20 protein-coding genes and 9 tRNA genes are annotated in these 25,488 nt (G+C 45.2%); 21 read left to right on the forward strand and 8 right to left on the reverse strand.

Annotation, left to right across the window (positions count from 1 at the left end; all coding sequences use genetic code 11):
* Position 1 precedes the first annotated feature (1 nt).
* From ACAY30_RS10410 to ACAY30_RS10425, 4 genes are all read right to left on the reverse strand, one after another.
* Positions 2–1,156 carry an efflux RND transporter periplasmic adaptor subunit gene (locus tag ACAY30_RS10410; RefSeq protein WP_290252085.1) on the reverse strand — a complete coding sequence of 385 codons (1,155 nt, stop codon included), beginning with the start codon at positions 1,154–1,156 and terminating at the stop codon, positions 2–4.
* Positions 1,157–1,442: 286 nt separating this feature from the next.
* Positions 1,443–2,330, reverse strand: a complete 888-nt coding sequence (locus tag ACAY30_RS10415; protein WP_290252084.1) for a BadF/BadG/BcrA/BcrD ATPase family protein — start codon at positions 2,328–2,330, stop codon at positions 1,443–1,445.
* A gap of 111 nt (positions 2,331–2,441) precedes the next feature.
* The gene (locus tag ACAY30_RS10420; RefSeq protein WP_290252083.1) at positions 2,442–3,158 is read right to left on the reverse strand and encodes a SapC family protein; all 717 of its coding nucleotides are present in this window, start codon (positions 3,156–3,158) and stop codon (positions 2,442–2,444) included.
* Between the two features lie 122 nt (positions 3,159–3,280).
* Positions 3,281–3,922 (reverse strand): TetR/AcrR family transcriptional regulator, encoded by a 642-nt coding sequence (locus ACAY30_RS10425; RefSeq protein WP_290252082.1) that lies wholly within the window; start codon positions 3,920–3,922, stop codon positions 3,281–3,283.
* A gap of 188 nt (positions 3,923–4,110) precedes the next feature.
* On the opposite strand from ACAY30_RS10425, the gene ACAY30_RS10430 reads away from it, so the two are divergent.
* The 11 genes from ACAY30_RS10430 to ACAY30_RS10480 all read left to right on the forward strand — a co-directional run bounded on the left by ACAY30_RS10430 (position 4,111) and on the right by ACAY30_RS10480 (position 10,053).
* A complete protein-coding gene (locus tag ACAY30_RS10430) occupies positions 4,111–5,304 on the forward strand; it encodes an efflux RND transporter periplasmic adaptor subunit (protein WP_290252081.1) in 1,194 nt (397 codons plus the stop codon).
* A complete protein-coding gene (locus ACAY30_RS10435; RefSeq protein ID WP_290252080.1) occupies positions 5,301–8,396 on the forward strand; it encodes an efflux RND transporter permease subunit in 3,096 nt (1,031 codons plus the stop codon). Before ACAY30_RS10430 ends, ACAY30_RS10435 begins: the two co-directional genes overlap by 4 nt.
* A 238-nt stretch (positions 8,397–8,634) precedes the next feature.
* Positions 8,635–8,711: transfer RNA gene (locus tag ACAY30_RS10440), tRNA-Met, on the forward strand.
* Positions 8,712–8,715: 4 nt separating this feature from the next.
* Positions 8,716–8,801: transfer RNA gene (locus ACAY30_RS10445), tRNA-Leu, on the forward strand.
* Between the two features lie 9 nt (positions 8,802–8,810).
* A tRNA-Gln gene (locus ACAY30_RS10450) sits at positions 8,811–8,885 on the forward strand.
* Positions 8,886–8,930: 45 nt separating this feature from the next.
* Positions 8,931–9,005: transfer RNA gene (locus tag ACAY30_RS10455), tRNA-Gln, on the forward strand.
* 78 nt (positions 9,006–9,083) lie between these two features.
* Positions 9,084–9,169: transfer RNA gene (locus ACAY30_RS10460), tRNA-Leu, on the forward strand.
* Between the two features lie 124 nt (positions 9,170–9,293).
* A tRNA-Gln gene (locus ACAY30_RS10465) sits at positions 9,294–9,368 on the forward strand.
* Positions 9,369–9,440: 72 nt separating this feature from the next.
* Positions 9,441–9,517 (forward strand) — tRNA-Met (locus tag ACAY30_RS10470).
* A gap of 4 nt (positions 9,518–9,521) precedes the next feature.
* Positions 9,522–9,607: transfer RNA gene (locus tag ACAY30_RS10475), tRNA-Leu, on the forward strand.
* Positions 9,608–9,967: 360 nt separating this feature from the next.
* A tRNA-Leu gene (locus tag ACAY30_RS10480) sits at positions 9,968–10,053 on the forward strand.
* Between the two features lie 98 nt (positions 10,054–10,151).
* Here ACAY30_RS10480 and ACAY30_RS10485 read toward each other — a convergent pair.
* Entirely contained in the window at positions 10,152–10,631 is a 480-nt protein-coding gene (locus ACAY30_RS10485; protein ID WP_290252079.1) for a tetratricopeptide repeat protein, read from the reverse strand.
* Positions 10,632–10,912: 281 nt separating this feature from the next.
* Positions 10,913–12,139: an FAD-dependent oxidoreductase gene (locus ACAY30_RS10490; protein ID WP_353958587.1), complete on the reverse strand. Its 1,227-nt coding sequence runs from the start codon at positions 12,137–12,139 to the stop codon at positions 10,913–10,915.
* Between the two features lie 186 nt (positions 12,140–12,325).
* Between ACAY30_RS10490 and ACAY30_RS10495 the strand changes: the two genes are divergently transcribed.
* The 10 genes from ACAY30_RS10495 (at position 12,326) to ACAY30_RS10540 (ending at position 23,518) form a co-directional block, all read left to right on the forward strand.
* Positions 12,326–13,534, forward strand: coding sequence for an iron-containing alcohol dehydrogenase (locus ACAY30_RS10495; protein ID WP_290252078.1), 1,209 nt, complete (start codon positions 12,326–12,328; stop codon positions 13,532–13,534).
* A gap of 217 nt (positions 13,535–13,751) precedes the next feature.
* The gene (gene miaB / locus ACAY30_RS10500; RefSeq protein WP_290252077.1) at positions 13,752–15,194 is read left to right on the forward strand and encodes a tRNA (N6-isopentenyl adenosine(37)-C2)-methylthiotransferase MiaB; all 1,443 of its coding nucleotides are present in this window, start codon (positions 13,752–13,754) and stop codon (positions 15,192–15,194) included.
* A gap of 51 nt (positions 15,195–15,245) precedes the next feature.
* Positions 15,246–16,253 (forward strand): PhoH family protein, encoded by a 1,008-nt coding sequence (locus ACAY30_RS10505; protein ID WP_290252076.1) that lies wholly within the window; start codon positions 15,246–15,248, stop codon positions 16,251–16,253.
* Between the two features lie 11 nt (positions 16,254–16,264).
* Positions 16,265–16,735, forward strand: a complete 471-nt coding sequence (gene ybeY / locus ACAY30_RS10510; protein WP_290252123.1) for an rRNA maturation RNase YbeY — start codon at positions 16,265–16,267, stop codon at positions 16,733–16,735.
* A gap of 25 nt (positions 16,736–16,760) precedes the next feature.
* On the forward strand, positions 16,761–17,636 hold the full coding sequence (locus ACAY30_RS10515) for an HlyC/CorC family transporter (RefSeq protein ID WP_290252075.1): 876 nt from the start codon (positions 16,761–16,763) through the stop codon (positions 17,634–17,636).
* 36 nt (positions 17,637–17,672) lie between these two features.
* Positions 17,673–19,241 carry an apolipoprotein N-acyltransferase gene (gene lnt / locus ACAY30_RS10520; RefSeq protein WP_290252074.1) on the forward strand — a complete coding sequence of 523 codons (1,569 nt, stop codon included), beginning with the start codon at positions 17,673–17,675 and terminating at the stop codon, positions 19,239–19,241.
* 163 nt (positions 19,242–19,404) lie between these two features.
* On the forward strand, positions 19,405–21,054 hold the full coding sequence (locus ACAY30_RS10525; protein WP_290252073.1) for an amidohydrolase: 1,650 nt from the start codon (positions 19,405–19,407) through the stop codon (positions 21,052–21,054).
* Positions 21,055–21,122: 68 nt separating this feature from the next.
* A complete protein-coding gene (gene tpx, locus ACAY30_RS10530) occupies positions 21,123–21,725 on the forward strand; it encodes a thiol peroxidase (RefSeq protein WP_371190274.1) in 603 nt (200 codons plus the stop codon).
* A gap of 434 nt (positions 21,726–22,159) precedes the next feature.
* Entirely contained in the window at positions 22,160–22,615 is a 456-nt protein-coding gene (locus ACAY30_RS10535) for an Hsp20 family protein (protein WP_290252071.1), read from the forward strand.
* 651 nt (positions 22,616–23,266) lie between these two features.
* A complete protein-coding gene (locus tag ACAY30_RS10540) occupies positions 23,267–23,518 on the forward strand; it encodes a hypothetical protein (protein WP_290252070.1) in 252 nt (83 codons plus the stop codon).
* 92 nt (positions 23,519–23,610) lie between these two features.
* Here ACAY30_RS10540 and ACAY30_RS10545 read toward each other — a convergent pair whose 3' ends face one another.
* The gene (locus ACAY30_RS10545; RefSeq protein ID WP_290252069.1) at positions 23,611–23,952 is read right to left on the reverse strand and encodes an MGMT family protein; all 342 of its coding nucleotides are present in this window, start codon (positions 23,950–23,952) and stop codon (positions 23,611–23,613) included.
* Complete coding sequence (locus ACAY30_RS10550) at positions 23,949–25,472, reverse strand: VCBS repeat-containing protein (RefSeq protein WP_290252068.1); 1,524 nt, start codon at positions 25,470–25,472, stop codon at positions 23,949–23,951. The genes ACAY30_RS10545 and ACAY30_RS10550 overlap by 4 nt, the downstream gene beginning before the upstream one ends.
* Positions 25,473–25,488: the final 16 nt, after the last annotated feature.

Raw genomic sequence — 25,488 nt, forward strand, 5'->3', positions numbered from 1 at the left:
CTTACTTTTTAATCACGGATGCTGAAGGGGGTTGCTGTTCATCTTCATCAGCAGAGATAGCCTTGACGGTCATGCCGTCGCGCACTTTTTGAACACCGCGAATAATCACTCGTTCACCTACATCAAGGCCCGACTCGACGATAACTAATGTATCAACACGGCGATCTAGGTAGATATTTTTGCGCTGTACTGTATTGCTAGTGTCTACGGTAAGTACATAATCCCCCTGCTGATCTGATTGCACTGCAGTTTGAGCAACCATGATCACGTCCACCGGGACGGGGAGTGTAACGTTGACGGTGACGTATTGACCGGGTTTGAGTACACCATCTGGGTTAGGCACTAACGCCCGTACTTCCATTGAACCAGTGTCTGGGTTAACGCGGTTTGAAATAAAATTAATCGTGCCTTGGTGTTCATAAATATCGTTTTCGGAAAATGCAATTTCAACGATCGGCTTGCGCACACTGTCGTCCATTTCTCCTTTTTGCAGTTTGCGCACCATGTCCCAGTATGCTTTTTCACTGACTTGAAAAGGTACCTCCATCGCATCACTGGCAACAATAGAGGTTAACAGACCGACATCTGGGCCAACTAAATCGCCTTCGGTAAAACGAGAACGATCAATAATTCCGGTAATTGGAGCGTGTATGCGAGTGTAATCTAAATTGACTTGCGCATTTTTAAGCTTTGCTTGAGCGGCTTCAAGTTGTGCCTTTGCCTCTAACACGTTTGATTCGAGCTGGTCGAGCTCTGAGCCCGATATGTAACCATCTGGCGCTAACTCGACGCCGCGGTCATAGTTTTTTTTCGCCACGGCAAGAGCTGATGTGGCTTGACTCACCGACGCTTGCACTTGATCGTACTGCGCCTGCAACTCATCTTGATTTAAACTGTACAGCAAGTCCCCTGCGCTAACCTGTGCCCCCTGCTGAAAGTGTACTTGTTGCACTGGCGCTTTTACTCGAGCAATAATTTCAACATCGCCAATCGCCTCTAAGCGGCCAACAAAGGCATTACTGCCCTGAAACGGGTATTGCTTCACCTCTTGCACGACCACTTCAACCTCGGTTTTAACCGGTGCTGGTTGTTCACACGATGACAATAACAGTATCAGCAGGGCTCCTACGATAGCGTTAACAAGGATTATTCTCATAAATGTTTGCCAAACTTCGGGGAATGATTTGTTAGTATAGTTCAAGAAAGACGTTAATATCTCGGGAGGTAGGCGTAGCAGGGTCTGCTGTTGAAACGGTGTAAAAACAACAGATGATGACAGCTACCGAGATGGTGCGCGACATTGACCAAGTTTAACTATTGGCACCGAAAAAGTACTCAGCCCACGACTCGTAGCCAAGCACTAAAGCGTTAAGAGATGCGCTGAGACCATGCCCTTTGCTCTGATCACCAGCCGCAACGATCACCAGCCGCAAATGATGAATTTAGCCTTCGTCGACATATTGGCGTTGGGCAAATAAGATAGCACCGTACTCTGGGGGACGTTGAGGACGACTTAGCACGGTTTTGACTCGGTTGGGCAAATGAGGTGTCAGTAACGGTACTAAACCACCGATGAGTGCAATCTTGCCTTGTTGGAAATCAGTAAGAGCATCAACCATCTGACAAAAATACGACAAACCTTGTTCGACAATATTCATAGCCAATTGATCGCCTTGCTCGGCGCAAAAAAATACCTGTTTCGCTAATTGGCCATAAAAACCCGCTCCTTGACCTGCACTTTTGGCAATAAGTTGATTAATGTTGGCCACCTTTAGTTGATCAAACAAGCACTGTTGCAACTGCGTTGCTGGCTGGAAACCATCGCTACTGAGCAGTACCTGTTCAACCGCTCGCAATCCAAACCAAGCGCCAGAGCATATATCTCCGTGGGCAAACCCGTGACCTCCGAGGTGAAGCTCACGTATACCGTTATGGGCATAACCAGCAGACCCTGTACCACAAATGATTATTGCACCGGGCTCTGCTTGATGGGCTCCCAAACACGCTATCGCCATATCGGTGGTCAGATAAAATTGCGCAAACGGATGTTGCCAGTTGAGCATCGCTTGGCGACTGGCATCGATATTTACTCCGGCAAGCCCCGCTCCGACGACCAAACTTGTCAACGACATATGCGATAAGCCGGCATCATCAAGCGCCAGCACAGTGGCATCTATAATTGACTGTTGGGCTAATGTTAAATGCTGAAATGCATTGGCTGGACCAGCGACGCCATGCCCCAGTATTTGCCCGTGGTTGTTAACAACGATAGCTTTGCACTTGGTTCCGCCACCATCGATACCTACGAATAACTGTTGCTTGGCAGTCATATTGTTTTCCTCGCCACAAAGACAAAAAAAGGAGCAAGCGCGTGCTCAACTCCTTTGTCGTTTCTTGATTATCAAAAAGTTTAGTGTTCGGTTATAAGCTTGATTACTTGCTTATGCTACGGCTAGAGCCGCCTTTTTCTGCGCTAATCGACGGATTTGATGCACAGATGTTAAGTGTGAATAAATCGGTCCTAGCATACCGCGCTGACGCAAGGTTACGAATTCCTCATCAGCCATTTCATTTAACTTTTTCTCATTAACAATGTACAAACCGTTAATTTGAATCTTTTCACCGTTAACATCAACGTTTAGGTTTTGCGCTACCAATAAATCGCGCTCAACTAGTTCTTTGGTGAATGCTTTGGTCATATGTGAATGCTCGTAAAAACGCACTAAAGCCTCTTTGCGCTTACTCATGTATTCGGTTTCTTGACCATCGTCGTTAAATAACGGCTGACCTTCTTGCTCGTTAACGGTGTTGTTGTCGGTAGCGATCAACACCATCAGCTTTTCGCTATCGTCTCGGTGCGGCACTAAGGCAAATGGAAAGTTAGTCAATACGCTCGGAACGTAGCTCGCCTGCCATGTATCATCGTTGGCGTATAAGTTTTCCCCTGGCTTAAGACCAAACAGAACAACTGGCTGAAAATCATTATTATCTGAGTTTTTAACAAAAACCACAGGAAACTCAGCTCCGGCACTTGAAAACTCCTGTACAACAACTGGCACCATATGCTGGTCTTTAACATGAGCGAAGTTTTTGGTTGCTTTGATTTTAGTATTTGCGTGAACGGTATTGTTTAGTGGTTGAATATTTGACTGGCTCATTTTACTACTCTCCAAATGTTGCCTTGTATTTCATTTTAAAAATCGTTGTCACTAAGACTAAACCGATTAAAGCCTGCAATACAAGAGATAATCGTCAAATATATTCAACATTAGTCATTCGATTAACTCGCAATACCATAACCGCGTAAAAACAAGCCGACCGATGAGTCGATGTAGGCTTTGATTTGTTTGGTTGATGGTTGCCATGTCGTGTTGTACTCGCGTCGCATGACTGCCTCTCCTTTTACCAAGCATAAAAACTGAATCGCAGCGCGATACGTATCGTCAATAGCCTTGCCCACGCCACCGCATTGGCTGACTTGTTTATTAATATCGTCTAAAAGCTCAGCCAAACTTTTGATCACCAATTCAGGCCCGGCTTGATAAAACAACTGTGACACCTTTGGATTAACTTGTGCCTCGGCAACGCACAAACGGTGAGCCGACATGCCTTCATCAGACAACATTAAACGAATAAACTCGACGGCAAAGTTTGTTAAGGTGCCTTTGATATCGGTTTGTTTGCTACTGGCAAACGCCGCTTGCTTAAACTCTTCGCATTTTTTCCCAACCGATGCCATAAATAAATCGTCTTTGTTGCCAAAGTGACTGTATACCGTTTGTTTCGATACCCCGGCGAGTTTAGCAATACTGTCCATACTGGTATGAACAAAACCGTTTTCACTAAAACAGCGTACCGCCGCTTTGAGAATACTGTCTCGCTTGAGTTCGCTTTTACTGCGAGTGCGTATTTTATCTGTCAAGGATCTGCCTCTTTGTTCTCGTCGAGCCTGTTATTTGGCTCACATCGTCTTCAACCAATCAGTAGGTTTACCATCAAATGTGAATAGTAAAGATATACTTAGTTTACACTACCCAAATCAAACTGGACAGTCTAGTATGATTTAACTAAACTAGACTAACCGGTCTACTTTAATATTTTTTGCTAATCATGTTTGATGTAACGCCAACTAAAGTTCACTCAACAGTAACACTGAGCAATACAAAAAAAGCAATACTGCTTATTTTACCCTGGTTGTGGTTAACAGCTTGCTCAGAAAGTGCACCTGAGCCTAAGGACAACGCGTCCTATTATCACCGCGTATCAGCAATGCCATTGGTGATAAGTGATGAATATCAGATAACTCGTCAATTTATTGGCAAAGTGGTTAGTAATCAACAGGCCCAATTAAACTTTGAAGTGGCCGGTAGAGTGAAGAGTATCGACGTTGATGAAGGTGATAAAGTTAGTAAAGATCAATTATTAGCGCGTTTAGATAACGATCGGCTGCTCATTGAACGCGCTCAACTAGACGCGCAAAAGCAACAATTTATCGCCCAAATAGAACTCAACCAAGCCACATTAAAGCGAGTTAAAGCGCTGCGTAAAAACGATTATGCCTCAATTCAAACTATCGACGAGTTAACCGCTCAAGACAAGGTGCTCAAAGCGCAATTACAACACATTGACGCTCAACTGGCTGCTAATACATACCAACTAGAACACAGCGAACTTCGGGCACCGTTTTCGGGCACGCTGAACAAGCGTTATATCAATATGGGTGAAGTGATTACCCCAGAGAAAACGGCTTTGTTATTAAATCAAGATCAGCATCTGCAAGTAAAAGTTGGCGTTCCACAAATGGTTGCAGAACAATTAGCGCAAATAAATGATCCCGCCAACAGTTTTGATAATCAATACCCAATCAATATCCGCTTGCAAGTTAACGACCGCGATGTTGCGATTAACGGCATTAATATCAGCAGTAACATCAGCTCCGATTCACGCAGTGTCCAATTGCGAATACCACTGGATGAAAACGTAAAAGCCTATCACAATCAACTTGCTTATTTGTATTATCAACAACAATACCAACAAATAGGGTATTGGATTCCGATGAGCGCACTGACAGACGGCGTGCGAGGTACGTGGAACATTTTCACCCTCGAAAAACATAAAGATGCCCTGTTTAAAGTCCATCAACACAGTGTCGAGGTAATACACAGCGAAGCTGACCGAGCTTTTGTCAAAGCTCAATTGCCAGATGATCAGTTACTTGTGGCCGCTGGTTTACACCGTATTGTACCTGGCCAGCTAGTCCGTATTAATCGCTCGGATGTAAGCACGCAAGGAGACTCGCTATGATAGAGGGCTTTGTTCGCAATGGCCGAATGATGGCGTTGTTTATTGCGATAATTGTCGTCTCTGGTTTAGCGTCGCTGAGCGTTTTGCCTCGCAGTGAGGATCCCGCCCTCGAAAATCGCTTTGCCATTGTGATAACCCACTATCCAGGCGCAAGTGCTGAACGAGTCGAGTCGTTAATTACCGAGCCTATTGAGCAACGATTGCGGCGCATTGCGGAAATTGATTACATAGAATCAACATCGAGAGCGCAAATATCCATATTACGAGTAAAACTCAAAGGTTCCGTGTCCGATGGTGCGCCTATTTTTAGTCTTATCAGAGATCAACTGGCCGATATACAAACGGACTTACCGGCGCAGGCTAGCCAACCGATTTTAGACGAAGAGCGCAGTTTTGCGTACACCGAGCTTATTGCTTTAAATTGGCAAGGCCCTGGCGAGCCGCAATTAATCCAAATGGGGCGCTACGCCGAAGAGTTAAAATCGCAACTGTTGCTCGTGACCGATACCGACATCGTCAATATTTATGGTCAAAATCAAGAACAAATATTAGTCGAACTTGATCAGCACAAAGCCGCCCTAGCCGGCATATCAATAGAACGTGTGATACGCGCCATTAACCAAGCCGATGTTAAAGTTCCCGCGGGTAAGCTAGTCAACAGCGAAAATCAATTACAAATAGAAATTATAGGTGCCCTAGACTCATTAGATAGAATTCGCAATATTCCAATTTACTCCGAGCAGTTTGCCGCGTTAACTGTTAGCGATATCGCATCTGTTGAGCGTCAATTAATCAACCCGTTAACTAAGCTAGCTATCGTCAATGGTAAACCCGCTATCGTGGTTGGCACGCGCATGTTGCAAAACGCCCGCATTGATCATTGGACGGAGCAGGTTAATACCGCTCTCGATCAGTTCACTGGCATGCTGCCGAGCAGTATTGGCGTTGAGGTATTGTTTAGTCAAAACCGCTACACCCAGCAACGGCTTACTGAATTACTCGATAATATATTTATCGGTTTTGCCTTAATCGCAATTGTCCTGCTATTTACCTTAGGTATGCGAGCGGCGGCAATTGTTACCGCAGCGCTGCCGTTAACCGTACTATTCACCTTGGCTGTGATGCGATTTTATGATCTGCCGATCCATCAAATGTCGATAACAGGCTTAGTTGTCGCCTTAGGTATTATGGTCGATAACGCCATTGTTATGACCGACACAGTATTACAAAAGAAGAAGCAGGGGATTAACGGTCTGCAAGCGGTGATTGAATCCGTACGCCACCTCTGGATGCCATTGCTCGGTTCAACCTTAACTACCATTTTGGCGTTTATGCCCATTGCCTTAATGCCTGGTGATGCCGGTGAATTTATTGGCGGTATCGCTTTGAGTGTAATTTTTGCTCTGATAGGCTCGTACTTAATTTCGCATACAGTGGTTGCCGGATTATCGGGACGGTTTCTAAAAAGAGCAACCAGCTATCCCTCAGGTACTAAACTACCCAATTGGTTGACTGAGGGTATGCATTTACCGCGGCTAAATGCATTATTTGTTCAATCTTTACAGCTGGCGTTAACGCATCCAAAAACGGCCACCCTATTACTCATTGCTTTACCATTGAGCGGGTTTATCAGCGCTCAACATCTACAGGAACAATTTTTTCCGCCCTCAGATCGAGATATGTTTCACATTGAAGTGTATTTACCGGCACAAAACAGCTTACAAGCAACTTATCAATTAACCGATAACATAAGTCAACACATCGCTCAGTACGACGGTATCAAATCTGTAAATTGGTTTGTTGGCGAAAGTGCCCCGTCCTTTTACTACAATTTGGTCGGCGCCAAAGACGGGATGCAAAATTACGCGCAAGCAATGATCACCACAAAACACTTTAGTGTCGCAAACCAGCTTATTCCAAAATTGCAACTGGCGTTAGACGATAAATACCCACAAGCGCAAATTATTGTCCGTAAGCTAGAACAAGGACCGCCGTTTAATGCGCCTATCGAAATACGCCTATTCGGTCCAAGCTTAGATACACTCAAGCAACTTGGCGATCAATTGAGACTGATCATTAACCATACCGAAGATGTCATTCACTCGCGAGCGACGCTGCTTGCTGGCACACCGAAAATTTGGCTAGATATCGATGAAACCATCGTCAATGGGCAAAATATGGGATTGACCGATATTGCCGGACAATTGCAATCATCACTTGACGGTCAAAAAGCCGGTTCGGTTATCGAAGCAACTCAGTCGATAGATGTACGAGTTCGGCGTCCGCAATCACTGACTCAATCGAGCGACGACTTGTATAGTTTCCCGATAGTGACACAAGGCCAGACAGAGTTTATGCCACTATCGACGGTGTCCCAATTGTCACTTAGCCCAAGTCACGGGGCAATACCGCATCGAGATGGTCGCCGGGTTAACATCATTGAAGGTTACTTGAGAGCCGGTGTACTGCCTTCCATAGCCCTAGATAAAATCAAGCAGCAAATTAGCGCGACCGATTTTGTTCTTCCCCCTGGCTATCACCTAGAAATAGGTGGCGAAGCTGGAGCTCGCAATAGCGCTGTAACCGATCTGATGAGCAGCATTGGTATTATTGCTATCTTGTTGGTGACTACCGTGGTGTTGTCATTTAATTCATTTCGCATTTCACTCATTATTTTTACCACTGCACTGATGTCTGCGGGCTTGGGTTTACTCAGTGTTTGGCTATTCAATTACCCATTTGGCTTTACCGTCATCATTGCTTTACTGGGTTTGTCAGGGCTAGCCATTAACTCTGCTATTGTGATTCTTGCCGAGTTAAAAGCGGATTCACAGGCAATTAAAGCCGATACAACCTCTATTATAGGTGCGGTAACGGGGTGTACTCGACACATCAGCTCAACAACAATCACCACCGTAGGCGGCTTCTTGCCACTGATTATCGCCGGCGGTGGGTTTTGGCCACCTTTTGCCATTGCGATTGCGGGTGGTACAGTATTAACCACGCTGTTATCGTTTTATTTGGTGCCGGTGATGTTCTATCGATTTGCTCGATACAAAGCATTTGAACAAACCAGTCAAAGCCGTCGTTAGTTAACTACCCAGCTCAAGCTATTCGCACCGATGCGGATTAAGATGAGTCAATATGGGTAAGGTTTAACCAAATGACACTTAAAATTGATAAATATCACCGATAACAAGCCTAACTTGCTCACTCTTTAGACAAACGAAAAAAAAGTGGTACTTTTTTTGAAAAAACAGTTGACGGCTACAAGGCAGATTTGCATAATACGCCGCACTTGCCGAGGGCAACCAAGGTAAGCAATGGTATGGCTACGTAGCTCAGCTGGTTAGAGCACATCACTCATAATGATGGGGTCCCCTGTTCAAATCAGGGCGTAGCCACCATATCGCGGGAGTGGCGGAATTGGTAGACGCGCTGGATTTAGGTTCCAGTATCCTCAGGATGTGAGAGTTCAAGTCTCTCCTCCCGCACCATTACATTGTAGGGGTATAGCCAAGCGGTAAGGCAGCGGGTTTTGATCCCGTCATTCAGAGGTTCAAATCCTCTTACCCCTGCCAATTTTTAATTGGCGGTTTAACACAGTGTAATGATGAAGCCTTTGCAGGGGTATAGCCAAGCGGTAAGGCAGCGGGTTTTGATCCCGTCATTCAGAGGTTCAAATCCTCTTACCCCTGCCAACTTCTTCATCTGAAGATGGTAGGCAAAAAAGCAACTGATGTGCGCTTTACAATTTATTGTTAAAAAACATCAACATCGCGGGAGTGGCGGAATTGGTAGACGCGCTGGATTTAGGTTCCAGTATCCTCAGGATGTGAGAGTTCAAGTCTCTCCTCCCGCACCATTTAATGGTTAGTGTTTTAACTACATTGAATTGGTTATAGAAAACTCTGAAGAGTGTTTCAAATGAAATCTTCTTCAGAGTTTTTTTAGCCCAGAATATTTCTCGGTTCGATAAACAACTCTGCAGGGGTATAGCCAAGCGGTAAGGCAGCGGGTTTTGATCCCGTCATTCAGAGGTTCAAATCCTCTTACCCCTGCCAATTTCTTTTTTTAGAAATTGAAAACTCAGGCGTTTGATATAGTCTTTTAAAGGCTTGTTAACAAACACCGATGGCTACGTAGCTCAGCTGGTTAGAGCACATCACTCATAATGATGGGGTCCCCTGTTCAAATCAGGGCGTAGCCACCATATCGCGGGAGTGGCGGAATTGGTAGACGCGCTGGATTTAGGTTCCAGTATCCTCAGGATGTGAGAGTTCAAGTCTCTCCTCCCGCACCATTTAAGAAAACTCTGAAGAATATTTCTAGTGAAATCGTCTTCAGAGTTTTTTTATGTCTTATACTTTTTAATCTCTCATCAGCTCGATAATTACATCCGTTTAAAGCGGGTTTAACGACAACTTTGTAGCAACGGCGACCCATTGATCGGTGCCAAATAACAGTGAGTACTTGCACTAACACTCACAGCCACACTCACATCGTCATCAAACACTAAAACAAGCCGTATGTCTTTGTCGCTTTATTGAGTCTAATGTTGACGGCTTGAGCTGTACACAACGGCCTTGATACAACCGCCAAAAAGAAAGTAAATAAAAGGCTTGCGCTTAAACGGAAATACTCTATAATCCTCATCCGAATCGCGGGAGTGGCGGAATTGGTAGACGCGCTGGATTTAGGTTCCAGTATCCTCAGGATGTGAGAGTTCAAGTCTCTCCTCCCGCACCATTTGAGAAAACTCTGAAGAATATTTCTAATGAAATCATCTTCAGAGTTTTTTTATGCCTATTACGGCGATATTGCCCTAACCTCTCGTTGTTTATCGCTTACAATGCATAAGCAAGCCAGTGATCTGCCTGTGCTAAATCGGCTGGAATGAGCTCGTTTTCACTGTAAAGTAAGGTGAGTATGTAGTTGGCGTTGCCGTATTTCCTCCTTCCTGCCTTCTTGAGGTAAGCAAGTGCTCGCTCAGTATTTAAAAACGCCTCTTCGCTAAGCATAAAGATTCCCGCTTTGTAAGCCCCCATGACGCTAAAGTACTTGGCAGCGCGCTTGTACCAGCGCAATGGCAGCTCTAAGTTTTTTTCAGTACCGTACCCAACGTGATAAAACGTCGCCAAAATTTCCATCGCATCGGCATAACCTTCGCGGCTGCGACGTTTGTATTCTTTAAAATAATGTTGGCACTGAGGTGTATCACATGCCGGTATCTGTTGATAGCCCGCCTGCGCGTCAGTTGACTGCAAACCGGATACGGCTGCGAACGCCATTGCACAGGTTGTGGTTATAACTTTGAAAACGCTCATAATGATCCCCTTGTGATTGGTGTAACACTGGTTGTTACACCACGGTTTAACTGCCCATGTAAATAAAGACAGCGAAAGCGCAAAAAGGGTTACAAAAAATAAAAACGAGGTTAAACAAAGCGTATGTATAGGGGAAAATAAAACCAAGCTCGGCCAATAGCCGACGATAAACGCTTCTTTAGGCAGTCTAACGGCAGTGTTTACTCAATGTGTTTCGAAGTAACTACACGGCTCTATTTCGGCTTGAACAACCGTTGAATGTAGGTGTGGTTTTAAGCTTGCTAACGCAATCCACAAGCGTATTCAAGTGCTTTTGCTTTTAACAGTGGCGCTCGATGAGCAACAAACAGCCCCATATTGCGCAACAGCTTTAGCGGTTTCGCTGGGTGGGAAAAAACGCTGTATAGAGTGTCCATTGCCGACATCATTAGCAGATTGTCGTTGCGTCGTTGCTGCTCGTAGCGTGCTAATACGGTGCTGTCGTAATAACACTGTCCAGAGCCTATGGCTTTGGCGATAACGTTTTGCAAGGCGAGAACGTCTTTAAAACCTAGGTTTACCCCCTGCCCCGCGAGCGGGTTGATGGTATGTGCGGCATCACCTAACAACACCACTTGGCCTTTGACGTATTGATTTGCATGGCGTCGCGTTAAGTTAAATGCCCCTTTGTTAACCACCTTAACTAAACCCAAACGCTTGGGGAAGGCGCGGTTGACCTCTGCCGTTAACTGGCTATTGGACAAACGAGATAAGCGGTTAATTTCACCTTTGTGCTGATACCACACCAAGGATGCGTTATTACCCGGCATCGGCAAAAACGCTAACGGTCCAGTTGGTAAAAATTTTTGCCACGTAATGTCTTGCTGGTCGAGTTCTGTCTCAACGTTAATCAGCATCGCACTTTGTTGATAATCCCAACCGGTGACGCCGATACCCGCGAGTTGTCTGACCTTCGAATTAGCACCATCAGCAGCGATTAATAGTCGTGCTTCAACCACTTGCTTACTCAATTGCACAGTGACTGAGTGGGTGTGGTGCTGAAAAGACTCTAATGTTTCGGGGCACAACACAGTAATGTTGTCGTGTTGTTGCATTTGTTGCCACAAAGCGAGCTGGATAACTCGATTTTCGATGATGTGCCCTAAATGCGATTGATTAATTTCATTGGCATTAAACTCGGTATACGACAGCTCGTCTTCCCAAACCCCTAAACGGCGATAAACACAATGGCGCATAGCCTCAATTGCCGGCCAAGCCTGTAGTTGGTTAAGTAATGACTGTGATGCTAATGATATGGCTGACACCCTCAAATCCAATGGCTGAGCAGAGTCAAATGCCAGTGGCTGTGCCCGTTCGATGACAGTCACCTGCAAACCAAGTTCTGCTAAAGCGATTGCTGCACTTGCACCGATCATGCCGGCACCCACAATTAAACAATCGGTATGTGTAGGGGCTTGTTGGATCAAAATATCGTCTCGTTGCTCAATAAGGTAGCTGAGCTTAGGCACCTTATCGGTTTCTTCTGTGATTACAGTAGATTGTAACCAAGCTAGTTATATTCGCCAAGGTATTAATCACACCGATCATTGATGACTATCAATAAACCGCTGATTTTTCGATATTTACAAGCTATAAAAGAGGCGCTAAAGTAATTTTATGCTCTCTTTCAATCGCTTACGCCAGAATAGGTTGTGATGACACTGTCTCAATATTGGTTTCGCACAGTGACTTGGTCGCTAAAAGTCGCCTCCAAATTTCTCAACATTCCCAAACCACTGCTGTTCTGTGGCCTCGACAGTCGTTATAAACTGTTGAATTTAATTGCTGATCAGGGCAGTCATCGCGTGTTATTGGTGAGTGACTCTGGGCTGTTGAAGCTGGGTCTTCTCGAACCATTAGCCAATCACTTAGAGCAACAAGGGGTAAGCGTTAGTCTGTTTACCGATATCATGGCCGATCCCAGTGAGTCGGTTATCGTCAAAGGCATTCATGTTTTACAGCAAAAACAATGCGACATTGTACTGGCCGTGGGCGGCGGTTCGGCGATTGATGCGGCAAAAATGATCGCGGCATTAGCGAGGCTACCAGATGTTAGCGAACACAGTATAAGGCGTTGTGCTGGCATGCTTAAAATAATCAACAAAGGCCTGCCGTTATACGTTCTGCCTACCACGGCGGGAACTGGCTCAGAAGCAACGATGGCGGCGGTGGTCAGCCATAGTAGTACCGGGCAGAAATACGCGATTATATCTCCAGCAATAAGCGCTGATGTGGCCGCCCTAGATGCACAGTTAATGACCAAGCTTCCCGCGCACTTAACGGCCGCGACAGGCATGGACGCGCTAACCCATGCCATTGAAGCGTTTTGTTCAAAAAACGCCAGCAAAGAAACCGACTTGTTTGCATTGACCGCGACCCGCTTAATATTTGCTAACTTATTAACCAGTGTTAACCAACCGGATAATTTAACAGCACGTGAAAATATGGCTTTGGCATCGTTTTATGCCGGTCTAGCCTTTAACAAAGCCGGTGTTGGCTACGTGCACGCTTTTGCCCATCAACTCGGTGCAAAATACCACATATCACATGGGCTAGCTAATGCCATGGTTTTACCCACTGTTATGCGCTTTAACCAGGGTGCATGCGCATCTCGTATGGCAGTATTAGCACGCCATATCAATCTCGAAGGCAATGAGCAGGATCAACTCAGTGAGCGGTTTATTCAAGCTGTAGAGCAACTGTGTCATCAACTCGACATCCCCCAAACGGTGTCGCCACTGAGTACTAACGACTACGATGATATCATCAAACACGCCCTTGACGAGGCGCATTACTTATATGCCGTACCGCGTTTTCTCGACGCTCAACTCGCTCGCTCTCTGTTACAATCAATCACCGCTTGAGCAAACCGCCCCCTCGTAGTGAACATATTAACCTGATAGTTACAAATTAATACGCGTGCAATGCTGGCAGAATATGTGAAGAAAGAGTAAAATACGCCCCCTTTAGATTAAACTTAGCGTACCTGTATAAAAGGTTTCCACAGCTAAATTGTGGTTATGCATGCGCTAGATTCGTGCGTAAATTATTTTAGACACAGTTATTTTGGGCAATTATCAGATGAGTAAAAAGCTTTACATTAAAACCTGGGGCTGTCAGATGAACGAGTATGACTCGCAAAAGATGGCAGACTTGTTAGATTCTACTCACGGTTTCGTAGAAGTAAGCGAGCCGGAAGAAGCAGATGTGTTGTTATTAAATACCTGCTCAATCCGTGAAAAAGCTCAAGAAAAAGTTTTCCACCAACTCGGCCGTTGGAAAACGATGAAAAGTAGCAAACCAGACCTTATCATCGGTGTTGGTGGCTGTGTTGCATCTCAAGAAGGCGACGCAATTCGCCAGCGTGCGCCATACGTTGATATCGTATTTGGTCCACAAACGCTGCACCGCTTACCGGAGATGATCAATCAGGTAAACAACAACGAGCAATCTGTGGTCGATGTGAGCTTTCCTGAAATTGAAAAATTTGATCGCCTGCCAGAGCCTAAAGCAGAAGGCCCAACTGCATTTGTCTCAATTATGGAAGGTTGCTCTAAGTACTGTACATTCTGCGTTGTACCTTATACCCGTGGCGAAGAAGTATCGCGTCCGTTAGATGACGTGCTATACGAAATTGCCCAGCTGGCGGCACAAGGCGTGCGCGAAGTTAACCTACTCGGCCAAAATGTAAACGCCTATCGCGGTGAAACCCACGACGGCGGTATTTGTCGCTTTTCTGAGTTGCTGCGTTTAGTGGCAACCATCGATGGTATTGATCGCATTCGCTACACCACATCACACCCAGTAGAATTTACTGACGATATTGTTGAGGTGTACAAAGACGTACCTGAGCTTGTGAGTCACTTGCACCTGCCTGTACAAAGTGGTTCAGACCGCATCTTAACAATGATGAAACGCGGTCACACAGCGATTGAGTACAAGTCAAAAATCCGTGCCTTACGTCGCGCTCGCTCGGATATTGCCATGTCTTCAGACTTTATCATTGGCTATCCTGGCGAAACTGACCAAGACTTTGAAGACACGATGAATCTGATCAAAGCCATCGACTTTGATTTGAGCTTTAGCTTTATCTACAGTGCACGTCCTGGTACGCCTGCCGCAGATGCGGTTGATGATGTGACTGATGAGACCAAAAAACAACGCCTACAGATATTGCAAGATCGCATCAACTCGCAAGCCTTACAGCATGCGCGACGTATGCTGGGCAGCGAACAGCGCATTTTAGTTGAAGGCCCGTCGAAGAAAAACCCAATGGAACTTCGCGGACGTACCGAAAACAACCGCATTGTTAACTTTGAAGCGCCTCATACGGTTATCGGTCAATTTGTTGATGTTGAAATTACCGATGTGTACGCAAACTCATTGCGAGGCAAGTTAGTGCGCACCGAAGATCAAATGGGTCTTCGCATCGCTCACTCACCAGCGGATATTTTGGCCAACCAACACCACAATACGCCGCGCCACGGTGTTGATGAACTCGGCGTTGCGACATTTGAGCCATAATTTATAGTAGTGTACGTCTATTACTTTTTACGTTGACGAATCGAGCATATTTTGACCAATACTGATAATGACAAGAAACACAGCCACGAAGCCTTGTTAGAGCCGCTTGATAATAATCGACTAGCGGTTCTATGTGGCCCGTTGGATGACAATCTACGCAAAATTGAACGCCGCTTTGGCGTTGAAATTAGCTACCGAGGTAATAACTTTAAAGTGCACGGTAAAGATTTAGTGTGCAAAGCTATTATCAAGTTACTCAAAGATTTATATGTGACGACGGCACCTGTCAAAGGCAAAATCGGCAATATTTCAGCTGAAGATTTGCACTTGGCGATGACCGAACTCAACGTATTAGAGCAAGAAAGTAGTGAGCATGAGGCTGACTACGAGAAGATGGTTACCATCAAAACAAAGCGCGGAATTATCAAACCACGCAATGATAACCAAGCCGAATATGTACAAAACGTACTCACTAATGACATTAGCTTTGGTGTTGGCGTTGCCGGTACCGGTAAAACATATTTGGCCGTCGCATGTGCGGTTGATGCCCTTGAACGACAGGAAATTCGCCGAATCTTACTAACCCGCCCTGCGGTTGAAGCCGGTGAAAAGCTTGGCTTTTTACCGGGTGACTTAAGTCAAAAAGTCGATCCTTATCTACGCCCGTTATACGACGCGCTATTTGAAATGCTCGGTTTTGAAAAAGTCGAAAAGCTGATCGAACGCAATGTGATAGAGGTAGCGCCTCTTGCTTACATGCGCGGGAGAACCCTAAATGACGCGTTTATTATTTTGGATGAGAGCCAAAACACCACCGTTGAACAAATGAAAATGTTCCTGACGCGTATTGGCTTTAATTCAAAAGCGGTGATCACTGGTGATATTACCCAGGTTGATTTACCTCGCGGTCAACGCAGTGGATTGCGCCATGCTATTGAAGTGTTGAACAATATCAAGGGAATTAGTTTCAACTATTTCCAAGCAAAAGACGTTGTTCGCCATCCCGTTGTCGCTCGTATCGTAGAAGCGTACGAGCGTCACGATACTCAGCACAATTAGCGAGACCGATGATGAGTAGCTCAGATATTGCCGTTGATTTACAAATTGCTTGCGATAATCCAAACCTGCCAAGCGCTGAGCAGTGTCAATTGTGGGCTGAAACCGCACTTGGCGAGTACAACAAGCCATTTGAATTGACCATTCGTCTGGTTAATCGCGATGAATCTCAACAATTGAACAAGCAATACAGGGACAAAGACAAACCGACCAATGTTTTGTCTTTTCCATTTGAGGTACCCGATGGCATTGATCTTGATTTACTCGGCGATCTGGTCATCTGTGCCGATGTTGTTGAAACTGAAGCAACACAGCAAAACAAACCGCTTTTTGCCCACTGGGCACACATGATCATTCACGGGTGCTTGCATTTGCTCGGCTTTGATCATATAAACGAAGATGATGCAAATGAAATGGAAGCGATAGAAATTAGGTTACTTGCCGATCTTGGTTTTACTAACCCCTATATCGTTTCTGAAGATTAACTAACTAAGGATATACAACTGCTCTATGAGCGACGACAATTCCCAGTCTCCTAACGGCTCTTCGAAGTCTTTGATGGAAAAAATAGTTCAAGCCTTTAGTCAAGAGCCGCAAAGCAAAGAAGAATTAGTTGATGTACTTGTTGATGCAACCGATCGCGATCTGATCAAGCAATCAACCAAACAGATGCTTGAAGGCGTGTTAGAAGTAAGTGATATGCGGGTAAGGGATATTATGATCCCTCGTTCTCACATGGTCACTATTGACATATCGCAAACGGTAGAAGAGTTTTTACCGACAATGATAGAGTCTGCTCACTCTCGATTTCCAGTAACCAATGAAGATATCGATCACATAGAAGGTATTTTGTTGGCCAAAGATTTATTGCCTTATGCGTTTAGTAAAGACGCAAGTGAAATTTGCGTTGCTGACTTGTTGCGCCCTGCGATGATTATCCCAGAGAGTAAGCGCGTAGAGCCATTGCTCACCGATTTTCGTCAAGAGCGTTATCACATGGCGATAGTCGTTGACGAGTACGGTGGCGTATCTGGGCTAGTTACCATCGAAGATATCCTCGAGTTAATTGTTGGCGAAATTGAAGACGAGCACGATGACACGCTAGAGCGCGAAATCCGCCATTTAAGTGGTCAAGTGTATCAAGTTAAGGCTTTAACAGAATTAACTGACTTTAATCAGTACTTTAATTCGGGCTTTAACGAAGAGGAAGCCGACACGGTTGGCGGTATTGTGATGCACGGCTTTGGTCATATGCCCAAGCGAGGAGAAAGCATCACCATAGACAAATTTAATTTTAAAGTGGTTAGTTGTGATCGCCGACGTATTCAACAATTGCAGGTAACCATTCCTGACGATCATGAAATCAGTGGCAAACTATCTGACTAACCTGCCTTTTCACTGACTGTAAATAAAATAAAAAATATGAAAAAAGCAGCGCTAAATAACCGTTTATTGATTACCAATTCGTTATTAGCACTGCTTTTTTGCTTTTTCAGTGGCGCCATAGCCACCCTGGCGTTTGCGCCGTTTGGCTATTGGCCGTTAGCGTTTGTCTCGGTCATCTTGTGGTTGTCGCAAATCGATCAACTCGATGCTTGGCAGGCGACTAAGCGCAGCTTTGCTTGGGGCTTGGGCTACTTTAGTTTTGGCATTAGTTGGGTTCACGTTTCTATTGAACAATTTGGCGGCTTACCACTGTTAGTTTCGCTGCTATTAATGTTGCTACTATGCGGTTATTTGGCTCTTTTTCCGGCGTTTGCGGCATGGATAAGCTCGCGCCTAACGCGAACCCAGCACGTCAGTATATTATTGCTTCCCATGGCGTGGTTACTCAGTGAGTATCTGCGCAGTGTGCTGTTAACCGGTTTTCCTTGGCTCGCCCTAGGATACAGTCAAATTGACGGACCACTTGCCCCGCTTGCGCCGATTGTCGGTGAAATAGGGATCAGTGTGTTGATGATGTGTATTTGTACGAGTCTGTGTTTACTGGTCAATAAACGTCGAATCACCTTGGCGTCTCTAGGTCTGCTGGTCATCGCCATTAGCACGGTTATTAGCCAGCAGCTGTCGTTTACACAAGTTAAACCAAATAGCTTTAGCGCCGCCTTAGTGCAAGGCAATATCGAACAGCAACTTCGCTGGGACGAACAAGCAGAGCAAGATATCATCGACTTGTACGTAAATTTAAGTGAACCTCTGTATAGCCAGCACGATATTGTAATATGGCCTGAAGCCGCAATTCCAAGATTAGAACCACTGGCGCAAGACACGCTTAGATTGGTTAATCAAACAGCACTAGCCAACAACAGTAGTGTGATCACGGGGATCATTAACTACCAACCGCAAAGCCGTGAGTTTTTTAACAGCATTGTCGTACTGGGCAAACACAGCCAAGACGACCAACGCTCGGGTTATTACTACGGCAATAGCAATACGTTTAATAAACATCACTTGCTTCCCATTGGTGAATTCGTGCCATTTGGCGATCTGCTTCGCACTATTGCACCACTGTTTAATTTGCCGATGTCATCGTTTACCGCTGGCGATTACGTGCAAAATAATTTATTGGCAAACGGCATTCAGTTACTGCCGTTAATTTGCTTTGAAATCGTTTTTGCCGATCAGCTTGCCGCTAATTTAACCGCGAACACCGACGCCATACTAACCATCAGCAATGATGCGTGGTTCGGTGACTCACACGGGCCTCACCAACATTTAGAAATAGCCCGCATGCGAGCCTTAGAGTTCGGCAAGCCGGTGATCAGAGCGACCAACAATGGCTTGACTGCGGTGATTAACGAGCACGGTACGATCACCGAGCAAATACCTCAATTTACTCAGGCGACACTATCGGCCAGTATTAACAAAGTACAAGGTAACACTCCGTATGCCACTTACGGAAGCCTAGTGCACACCGTCCTCGTATCCTTGATAGCCATAGTATTTTTATTGCGCTTTGGCCAACTTCGCTATCGACGCCCAACCGTTTAGCCTCGTATTTACCACGGTTTAACCCGCGTTTTTTTTTATCTTGTTGCCGCGTGTTTGATCGAATCACTATTTAGCCTGCGACATTTTTCTTTTGCTTTGGTGAGCATCGCGTTATGGTATAAAAACAGATGATAACAAACACTTAGACTGACGGGACGTTAACATGAAACTGCACGCCTTGCTTTGGCTCCCCTGCTATTTAATGGCCAGCTCTGCGCTAGCGCAAACCTCGCTGTTGAAAAACATTAATGGCTATACCATGGAAAATGGTAAGCTGGTTAAATTTCACGCGATAAAGTACAGCGATGATACCATTGATAAAATCTTCAAAGACGGCGAAACGCTGCCAAGTACTGACCAATTACAGGTCATTGACGGTAAACAAAAGACCGTATTGCCAGGGTTAATTGACGCACATGGCCACGTGCTTAACTACGGCCTTAGTCTGATTCGAGCAAATTTGGTCGATAGTACCAGCGAGCAAGATGCGGTAAGCATAGTCAGTCGATATAGCAAACAAAACCCAACGATCAAGTGGCTACAGGGGCGTGGTTGGAACCAAGAGCGCTGGGAGAATAAAAGCTTTCCTAGCGCGAGTAGCCTCGATCGAGTCATTGCTGATAAACCCGTGGTGCTGGCTCGCATCGATGGTCACGCAATATGGGTCAATAGTAAAGCCATGCAACTTGCCAACATAGATAGACACACTGATGATGTTGATGGTGGCGAAATCGTTCGCGACAGCGATGGAAATCCCACAGGCGTATTTATCGATAATGCGATGCAACTGGTATACGACACAATACCCGACATGACTGTGGCCGAAAAAGAACATGCGTTAACCATGGCGATGCAGTCACTTGCCGCTGTCGGGTTAACCAGTGTTCACGACGCGGGTATTAATTCGGATAATCTGCAGGCGTATAAAAATTTGAGCACGCGCAAGCAAATGCCGATCCGTATAAATGCCATGCTCGATGCGACTGACCCACTGTATAGCAAACATTTAAACGATGGACATGTTCGCTCTGACGATGACACGTTGGTAATGCACAGTGTTAAAATCTCCGCAGATGGTGCGCTCGGCAGTCGAGGTGCGGCACTCATTGAAGACTACACTGACAAGCCGCATCACAAGGGTTTACTGTTGCACTCAAAGCACCGGTTAACAGACTTAGTGCAGCAAGCTATGCAAGCTGGGTTTCAAGTCAACACCCATGCCATCGGCGACGATGCCAACAAGCTGGTTTTAGATACCTATCAACAACTGATCCAGCAAACACAAAGTGGTGCAATGCGACATCGCGTTGAGCACGCACAAGTTTTACAATTAAGTGATATACCTCGCTTTGCCGAGCTCAACATCATCGCTTCAATGCAAGCAACGCATGCCACATCAGATAAAAACATGGCCGAAGACAGACTGGGCAATCAACGCATAAAAGGGGCTTACGCATGGCGCAGTTTACTCGACAGTGGTGCGGTAATTGCCGCGGGCTCTGATTTCCCAGTTGAATACCCAAATCCATTTTTTGGCTTACACGCCTCAGTGACCCGCCAAGATCACGCCAATCAACCGCGCGATGGCTGGTATAAAAACGAAGCGATGACATTAACAGAAGCATTTAATAGTTTTACCCTAGGTGCAGCTTACGCAGGACATCAAGAAAACATTATCGGTAGCCTTGAAGCGGGCAAGAAAGCCGACTTTATTATCGTTGACCGCGATATTTTTAGCATCGACAGCAAAGACATTTGGAAAACACAAGTGCTAGCAACTTATGTAAATGGTCAGCCGGTAAAAATTGACTGAGGCAAAAACTTTTCTATTGGCATCAACGTAATGATGCCATTAGAATTATTAAAAACACGAGAGGCGGTATTATGAAAAAATTATTAACTTTAGTTCTTACCACGGTACTTTCAGTTAACACAGCTTTTGCAGAGCAGGTGCAAGAAACATCTGGCTTAGTTGTTGCTGGTGGTAAACCAATTACACTATTGGGAAAACAAGTGTACAAAGGCAACCCTGCACCTGATTTTAGTGTTGTTGACGAAGGCTTTAAAAGAGTCTCACTTGCCGATTTCAAAGGCAAGACGGTGTTAATTTCTGCGGTGCCAAGCTTAGACACAGGGGTATGCTCAATTCAAACCAAACGCTTTAACGAAGAGGTTGCCAATTTACCTGAAAACGTTGTTGTTCTGACGATCAGTGCCGATCTGCCATTTGCGCAAAAACGATTTTGCAGCACCGAAGGCGTTGACGCGTTAAAAGTGCTATCGGACTCTGTATGGCACGATTTCGGTGAAAAATACGGGTTGGTCATTAAAGATATGGGGCTGTTAAGTCGCTCTATTTTTGTTATTAACGGCCAAGGTAACATTGTGTATAAAGAGTTGGTTCCAGATATTTCAAAAGAGCCTAACTACGACCAAGCTCTGGCTGCAGCCAAAGAGTCAGCCGAGCTCGACAAAGCCATTTAATTGATACCCATAGTCCTTGGACCATGGGGTATTCAAGTTAAACAAGCCACCTGCGGTATCGGGTGGCTTGTTGATTGACCCAAGTTTCATTACATTACAATTTTCTCTGGCCAATACAAAGCGCCTACCCTGAATCCCCCTTTGCTGCGACTGATACGTTAATTTACCTTAATTCCCCCCCTGCCCTTACAAGTTGTTAATTCAGGCTTTATTTCACCTGCCACATAAAAAAATATAATTTTTTTAAGGTTTTCCCTTGAATAGACATTTTTTGCCCATATTAAATAATTGTCGCCGCCATAATGGGACGACAACACAGTAAACCGATGATCTGTTTACTTATTTTATTAACGCCTGTTCAATTGTGAAGGGCACAAATACACAGTCGAAAAACGCTCGAATGTGTCAACATATTGCTTAACGAGGATATGATTATGCGTACTTTAACTACAGATTTTAGCCCACTATACCGTTCTTTCATTGGCGCCGAGCACCTTGCGAGCCTGATGGACCAAGCAAGCCGTTCAGAAAAACAGTCGGCTTATCCCCCGTACAACATTGAGTCTATTGCCGATGACAAATACCGCATTACTATGGCTGTTGCCGGTTTTGTCGAATCAGAACTCGATATCGAGTCGCATGAAAATTCACTAACGGTAACCGGAACCAAAACACGCAAAGAAGACGAACAACGCACCTATTTGTATCAAGGTATCGCCGATCGTAACTTTGAGCGTAAATTTCAATTGGCAGACCACGTAAAAGTCGTCAATGCCTATATGGAAAACGGCCTACTGCACATTGAATTAGTACGAGAAATTCCAGAAGCATTGAAGCCTAGAAAGATTGCGATTAACGGCAAAAACTTATTAGAATCAACAACCAATTAAGCCGTAGCAACTTCATTTATCTCCCTGTTTAGCCCAGCCTTTGCTGGGCTTTTTTGTACATGGATGTACTTATCCTCGCGAGCCATGGATGGTGCTAGCGTGGGTTTGTACATGGATGGTGCTAGCGTGGGTTTGTACTTGGATAGTGTTAGCTAGCCAGTGTACTTATCCTCGCGAGCCATGGATGGTGCTAGCGTGGGTTTGTACATGGATAGTGCTAGCGAGGGTTTGTACTTGGATAGTGTTAGCTAGCCAGTGTACTTATCCTCGCGAGCCATGGATGGTGTTAGCGAGGGTTTGTACATGGATAGTGTTAGCTAGCCGATGTACTTATCCTCGCGAGCCATGGACGGTGTTAGCGAGGGTTTGTGCATGGATAGTGTTAACTAGCCGATGTACTTATCCTCGCGAGCCATGGATGGTGTTAGCGTGGGTTTGTACATGGATGTACTTATCCTCGCGTGCCACTGATGGTGCTAGCGAGGGTTTGTACTTGGATAGTGTTAGCGTGGGTTTGTACATGGAGTACTTATCCTCGCGTGCCACGGATGGTGTTAGCGTGGGTTTGCAGCGCCCTATTACACTCATCGTCTTGTTTAGGTAAAATACGCTGCACCAACGGCGAGAACAACGATAAGGACAAGTCACTCAATGGCTAAACCCAACAAAAAATTGCCACAAAGAACCGTCAGTGTGCAGTGTCAGCAATGCAAAGCGATATTGTATAAATACAAAAAAGGGGGCAAAGGAAGTTTGATCAAATGCTTTAAAGAGCGCATTGTCGAAGACTTCACCGAGCAGCCAGGGGTTTGTCCCAAGTGTGTTACTCAATTTGCCCGCGAAACCTTGGTAAGAGGAACGCCCGCATTTAAAATCATTGGCAATAAGGCAATTTGTAAATAGCAGTATGGTCAATAAAAACCAGTGAGCACCAGCGTTACTGGCGAAGCCGCAGTCAAAATACTCAGCGGATAGTAACGATGGCAGCGGAGCGCCTAATAGCTCAGTTTGAACAGAATGTCCTCGAGCGACACCTGCCATGCGTAATCAGCCAAACAGCTCCGTCCGTTGTCAATAACCACACCTTCTTGTTGTAAACGAGACTGTTGCAGTAAATACGCCGCACTGCCTTGGGGCAGTGATATTCTCCCCTTCGCGTTCACCACTCGATGCCATGGTATTGAGCTGTTATGAGCTGACTCAGCCAATGCTTTACCAACCAGTCTAGCTCGATTTGGCAAGCCGGCGAGGTCGGCAATTTGGCCATACGTAGCTACCTTACCTGGAGGGATGTATTTTACCGTTTGGTAAATACGCTGGTAGCGTTGTTGGCTCATTCGCTAACTCGCAACACCAATAAGCGATTTTGCCGGTGTTCTTTGGCGTCATTATCTTCGCTATCATAGCGCACGAGTAGTTCCGCTTTGCCGTCTAAATTGAGATCATCGGAGGTAAGTAAAACCCCATCTTTTGGTAAGCGCACACTGACACTTTGATATTTTTTATCGAGCAAGCGTCCCTTACCTCTGCCGGGATAAATTTTTAGCATATTATCGTCTTTTGATAAGATCAGCTCTTTCGAACCATCGCCGTCAAGATCGGCAAACTGAATCACCGGCGCACCACTTTTTCCCGATGACAAACTGAACTTAAGCTCCACTTCATCTTCAAAGCGTTGTTGATACTTTAACTCGTCATCAAGAGAGAAAATTAACACTTTCTGATCGACGCTACCCGATAACAGGGCCTGAATCACTTGTGATACCGATATATCAAAGCTCGAGGCCATCACTTCTTGACGCGCATCGTTATCGACGTCGATAAAGTCTAATTGTGCCAACGTTCCCTCTGACTTTATCGCGGTACTTGCATTTAACGGGTAAGCAATATTTTGCGATTGCTTTTCCCCAAGGTAAACTTCGTAATCATTGCTCTTATCGAGCACCCCTGAGCTTTTAGTAAAGCGCACGATAATATCGGCAACGCCATCGTTATCGACGTCGCGCAAGTCATCAATTGTGCGATGAATAAAGTTACTTTGATCTAAGTTTTTACCATCTGCGCCCCTAGCATCCCACCAATTTATGGTGCTGATGGTGGGGTTAAGAGCAATATTAATTGCCTTTGCGTTAAAACTGCCTCGTGTATTTTGCGGGTACACGTCAAGAACACCTTTTGCCGGTAACACTAAGTCTTTCAAACCGTCAAATGTCATATCCACCAAATAGTACGGCGTTTCGGTATAACTTACCGAATTTTCAAATATCTCTACTGTCGGCTCTATCGCCATCTGTTGTTGCATAAAGGTGGCATCAGGCAGCTGTAAATAAACGTTAAGCGTGGTGAAGTCGATTAATACCACATCGTCTAGCTTGTCATTATTGATATCTTTAATAAAATTAGAGCGCTTCAGGTATTGAGCTCGATTGTTGATGTAAATTGAGCTGACCTCAACGATGGGGGTGAAGGAGGGCTGCTTTGCAACATCGAGTTTGGCCACGTGATCACTGGCCAAAAAATACAAACTTGCCTTTTCTAGCGTATCGTCATTATCGCCCCGCTCGCTCATATCGTAGGCAAAGTAAGCGTCGCTTAGTTCAATGTCAAACTGCAAGCTATATTCACTAGTGTTCGGATCAAAGGCATACATAGCTAACCGAGACTGGCCATTTCGGTCTCCTACCAGCAAGATTTCTTTGCCCGGATGGTCGCTTAAATCAACACTAATAGGCTGTTGAGATATATTAAACGGCGCGTCAATTTGATAGGTGTCGAAATCAAAAAACGGTTTTGCATCAACGCCTAAGGATAGTCCTAATAGCGCAGTCATTAACCAAAAACGTGGTTGTCTTACCATAAATAACTCTCTTGCT

Source organism: Thalassotalea ponticola (assembly GCF_041379045.1).
GTDB classification, from domain to species: Bacteria; Pseudomonadota; Gammaproteobacteria; order Enterobacterales; family Alteromonadaceae; genus Thalassotalea_A; species Thalassotalea_A ponticola.